This is a genomic window from Ferrovum myxofaciens (assembly GCF_000735045.1).
Taxonomy (GTDB): Bacteria; Pseudomonadota; Gammaproteobacteria; order Burkholderiales; family Ferrovaceae; genus Ferrovum; species Ferrovum myxofaciens.
Genome location: NZ_JPOQ01000582.1, coordinates 1 through 254 on the forward strand (window position 1 = coordinate 1; position 254 = coordinate 254).

Consider the following 254-nt stretch of genomic DNA (forward strand, 5'->3'; position numbering starts at 1 on the left):
GGCCATGATGCGATATTGCTCGGCGCAAGTCATGGTGCGAACGCCACGGTTGCCGCCATACCGATCGACATATCGGTCGAAGGTTGTCCACGGCAGAAAATCCATTATTTGGGCGAAAAGCGTCTTGCCAGCGTTCATGGCATCCTCCGGGGAAAATCCCAGAATTTTGCCCGAATCGGGACCGGTCCAAATTCAAATCGACACCACCCATTATCGCTCGCAATCCCGCGTCAATCGTGGCTTGCAGCGTTTCG

Annotated in this window: 1 protein-coding gene; it reads right to left on the reverse strand. The window is 54.7% G+C overall.

Annotated elements, in window-relative coordinates; genetic code table 11:
* The coding region (locus IV91_RS17665; protein WP_150112543.1) for a DUF4372 domain-containing protein at positions 1 to 138 on the reverse strand (138 nt) is incomplete at its 3' end.
* Between the last annotated feature and the right edge of the window lie 116 nt (positions 139 to 254).